The sequence below is a fragment of the Aeromonas sp. R2-2 genome, from assembly GCF_040908355.1.
GTDB classification, from domain to species: Bacteria; Pseudomonadota; Gammaproteobacteria; order Enterobacterales; family Aeromonadaceae; genus Aeromonas; species Aeromonas veronii.
This window is the reverse complement of the sequence record NZ_JBFODQ010000094.1, coordinates 1-3622: the sequence shown is the minus strand read 5'-3', so window position 1 is coordinate 3622 and position 3622 is coordinate 1. Positions and strand designations below refer to the sequence as shown.

Genomic DNA, 3622 nt, shown 5'->3' with positions numbered 1-3622 from the left:
GCATTTACTGCGCTTACCACCGAGCTTACCACCGAGCTTACTTCACGGAAAAAGCAATACAACTACTATCGTGACCAGTTGTTGAGTTTTGAAGAGGGTGACGTTGAGTGGGTAGCATTAAGCGAAATCGCTACGTATGCAAAAGCACGAATTAGCGCTGAAAAAGTAGATTCAAAAAATTACGTAGGAGTCGATAACCTTCTTCAAAATCGAGCAGGAAAAACCGAGTCTAATTACGTTCCTACTGAAGGCAATTTAATCGAATATAAAAATGGTGATGTTTTAATTGGAAACATCAGACCTTATTTAAAAAAGATATGGCATGCAGACATAAATGGCGGGGCAAGTGGTGATGTTTTAGTCATTCGCCTAACGAGTGAGTCACTTGACTCAAAATACTTATATCAGGTCTTAGCTGATGACAAGTTTTTTGAATACAACATGCAACACGTGAAAGGTGCAAAAATGCCACGTGGGGATAAAGGGAAAATCATGGAATATCGAATCCCTGTCCCTTGCGCGGAAACACAAGCTCGTATCGTAGCCATCCTCGATAAATTCGAGGCTCTCACCCATTCCATCACTGAGGGCCTGCCCCGCGAGATCGAGCTGCGCCAGAAGCAATATGAATATTACCGCGATTTGCTGCTGAGCTTCCCCAAGCCAGAAGCCGTAGATGCGTAACATGAACAGTTTTGTCCAACATGTATTGGTAGGGCGCCAAATCAATGAAGTGCGCCCATGGTTAAAGGAAGAACAACATGGTTGATTACACGAATCCTATTGCCGAGACAAATCGCTTTATTGTCCTTGATAAATACACAAAGGTTTGCCAAGTTGCTGAGGGCTATCAAAGTGAAAGCGATCTGGAGCGTGAGTTGCTTCAAGATTTGATCAGTCAGGGCTATGAATGCCCCACCAATATAAACAACGCGGGTGCCATGCTGGCCAACGTGCGCGACCAGCTGCAAACACTCAACAATGTACGGTTTACTGAAAATGAATGGCTACGCTTTGTCGAAAACTATCTGGATAGACCCAGTGACAGCATCGTCGATAAAACCCGTAAACTTCACAATGACTATATCCACGATTTTGTGTTTGATGATGGTCGCATTCAGAATATCTCTCTGTTTGATAAAAAGAATGTTGCTCGTAATAAAGTGCAGGTACTCAAGCAGTTTGAACAGACAGGCAGTCATGCGAACCGCTACGATGTCACCATTTTGGTAAATGGCTTACCGCTGGTACAAATTGAGCTTAAAAAACGTGGTATAGCTATTCGCGAAGCTTTTAACCAAGTTCATCGCTACAGTAAAGAGAGTTTTAACAGCGAGCATTCGCTATACAAGTATCTCCAGCTGTTTGTGATCTCCAATGGCACTGACACTCGTTACTTTTCAAACACAACCAAACGTAATAAAAACAGCTTTGACTTCACCATTAACTGGGCGAGATCAGATAACACTCTAATCAAGGACCTGAAAGATTTTACTGCCACCTTCTTTCAGAAAAACACCTTGCTAAATGTACTGCTGCATTACTCCGTGTTTGATGTCAGTGATACCTTGTTGGTCATGCGCCCCTACCAAATCGCCGCGACTGAGCGCATTTTACAGAAAATAAAAAGCTCTTTTGAAGCTAAACACTGGAGCAAACCTGAAAGTGGTGGCTTTATTTGGCATACCACAGGGTCTGGCAAGACGCTGACCAGCTTTAAAGCCGCCCGCCTGGCGACCGAGTTGGAGTTTATCGATAAGGTCTTTTTCGTGGTAGATAGAAAAGACCTCGATTTTCAGACCATGAGAGAGTACCAGCGATTTTCACCTGATAGCGTAAATGGCTCAGAAAGTACCGCTGGGCTTAAGCGCAATCTGGATAAAGATGATAACAAGATCATTGTTACGACCATCCAGAAACTCAATAATCTGATGAAAAGTGAAAGTGACTTGCCTATCTACAATAAACAAGTGGTGTTTATTTTCGATGAGTGCCATCGTAGTCAGTTTGGTGAGGCGCAGAAGAACCTAAACAAAAAATTTAAGAAGTTTTATCAATTTGGCTTTACCGGCACGCCCATCTTTCCACAAAATGCCCTCGGTGCGGAAACAACCGCCAGTGTCTTTGGTCGTGAGCTGCACTCATACGTCATCACTGACGCGATTCGCGATGAAAAGGTGCTCAAGTTCAAGGTGGATTACAACGATGTACGGCCTCAATTTAAAGCAATGGAGACCGAACAGGATGAGAGAAAACTCAATGCGTTTGATAACAAACAAGCGTTGTTGCATCCTGAACGTATTCGGGAGATCTCGCAGTATATTTTGAACAACTACCGCCAGAAGACTCATCGTTTACAAGCAGGGAGTCAGGGTTTCAATGCCATGTTTGCCGTGAGCAGTGTAGAAGCCGCCAAGCTCTATTATGAAACATTGAACAAGCTGCAAGAGGGCCGTGACAAACAGCTCAAGCTTGCCACCATTTTCTCCTTCGCGGCGAATGAAGAGCAGGACGCGATTGGTGATATTCAGGACGAGAGCTTCGATGTCTCGGCCATGAACAGCAGCGCCAAAGAGTTTCTAAACGCTGCCATCTCAGACTATAACGCTTTCTTTAAAACTAGCTTCAGCGTCGATAGTAACGGGTTCCAAAACTACTACCGTGATTTGGCAAAGCGCGTGAAGGCCAAGGAAATCGATCTGCTGATTGTGGTGGGGATGTTCCTGACCGGTTTTGATGCCCCAGCACTCAATACCTTGTTTGTTGATAAGAACCTGCGTTATCACGGCCTGCTCCAAGCCTATTCACGCACCAATCGTATATATGACGCCACCAAAACCTTTGGCAATATCGTCACCTTCCGCGATCTGGAACAGGCAACTATCGATGCCATTACCCTGTTTGGGGATAAAAATACCAAGAATGTTGTTCTGGAAAAAAGCTACCAGGAATACATGGCAGGCTTTACTGACCTCCTCACCGGGCAAGCCCGTCGTGGTTTTATGGATGTCGTTGCAGAGCTGGAACAGCGCTTCTCCAACCCCGATGAGATTATTTTGGAGAAGGACAAAAAAGAGTTCGCCAAGCTCTTTGGTGAGTATCTGCGCGTAGAGCATGTGCTGCAAAATTACGATGAATTTGCCAGCCTGAAAGCACTGCAACATGTCGATATGAGCGACCCCGACGCGGTCGAGACGTTTAAAGCCGAGCACTATTTAAGCGATGATGAGTTGGCCGCAATGCAAGCCATCAGACTGCCAACTGAGCGCAAGATCCAGGATTACCGTTCAACTTATAACGATATTCGCGATTGGCTACGTCGCGAGAAGGCTGCTACTCAGCAGGAAAAATCTTCGATTGATTGGGATGATGTGGTGTTTGAGATTGACCTCCTGAAGTCGCAAGAGATCAATCTTGATTACATTCTGACGCTGATTTTCGAACACAACAAAAAGAATAAGAGCAAAGCAGAGCTGATCGACGAAGTCCGTCGTTTGATCCGGGCAAGTGTGGGTAACCGTGCCAAAGAAAGCCTGATCGTGGATTTTATTAACCGAACCAATCTGGATGACATCACCGACAAGGCCAGCATCATTGATGAGTTTTTCAAGTTTGCCCAAGC

At 45.0% G+C, this 3622-nt stretch carries 2 protein-coding genes; both read left to right on the top strand.

All coding sequences use genetic code 11. From position 1 onward, the window contains the following. On the top strand, positions 1–684 hold a 684-nt coding region (locus AB5Z09_RS20785), incomplete at its 5' end, for a restriction endonuclease subunit S (protein ID WP_368196124.1). Between the two features lie 77 nt (positions 685–761). Continuing rightward, on the top strand, positions 762–3622 hold a 2861-nt coding region (locus tag AB5Z09_RS20780; RefSeq protein WP_368196123.1), incomplete at its 3' end, for an HsdR family type I site-specific deoxyribonuclease.